Here is a 974-nt window from a genome sequence, read left to right as displayed (position 1 = left end):
ATCAAGACGGAGTAGAAACATTAGTAGAATATAGTAATCACTGGTCATGGATTTATACATTAAATAATAATCCACAAGATAGTGATGGAACTCATATCTGGCAATGGGCTGCTAATTATGTTGAAGAAGAAGCTAAAGATATTTATCCAGTTGAATTACATACTGAAGTAACTGATGCAGGTCAAGTTGTATCTAAAATGGTAATTGACTATGGTTCTAGTTATAAAGTAAGTGGTGTAACAAAAGATACATTTATTGTTCATGCAAAAGCTTCTACTGAAGCAATTCGTGAAGGAACTGATTTAACAGCTGGTGATTATGATATTGATCGTAAAATTGTTAAGGTAGAAACTGATGGTCAATATGTAACTGTATATTTTGATATGTCAGAAGGTGCTACTTTATCTTATTTGAGTGCTGGTAGAAATTATCCTGCTGATTTAACTTATACGGTAATTCAAAATAGTCCTATTACTTTAACTGCTGCAGATGGAAGAGTAATTGATGATATGTATTCAGCAATTTATACTGCAGATACTTCAAATATGATTGATAAAGAAACATCAAAATTCCAATCTATTATTGTTGATGGCGGAATTAACTATCAATATTATGATGCTCAAGAAGGAGATTCATTAATTGTCTGGTTCCATGGTAACGGTGAAGGAGATTATAATAATTCTCAAAATAATGTTGCTCAAATGTTAGGAAATAGAGGAACTGTTGCCTGGGCAACTGATGAAGCACAAGATATCTTTGGTGGTGCAGATGTAATGGCATTCCAAGCACCAGATACATGGTATTATGCACAACGCGATGGTTTATTAGAAAAAGCATATAATGAAATCCAGGAAATAATTAAAACAAAAGGAATAGATCCAGATAAAGTATATGTATCAGGATGCTCAGCAGGTGGATACATGACAACAAGAATGTTAATTGCTTATCCAGATTTATTTAAAGCAGCAATGATC

1 protein-coding gene is annotated in these 974 nt (G+C 32.8%); it reads left to right on the top strand.

Annotation, left to right across the window (positions count from 1 at the left end; translation table 11 throughout):
- Positions 1 to 50: 50 nt before the first annotated feature.
- On the top strand, positions 51 to 974 hold a 924-nt coding region (locus B5E92_RS15250), incomplete at its 3' end, for a prolyl oligopeptidase family serine peptidase (RefSeq protein ID WP_239406515.1).

Origin of the sequence: Erysipelatoclostridium sp. An15 (assembly GCF_002160675.1) — a bacterium.
GTDB classification, from domain to species: domain Bacteria; phylum Bacillota_I; class Bacilli_A; order Erysipelotrichales; family Coprobacillaceae; genus Thomasclavelia; species Thomasclavelia merdavium.
The sequence above is the reverse complement of the archived record's forward strand: the minus strand, read 5'-3'. Positions and strand labels throughout refer to the sequence as shown.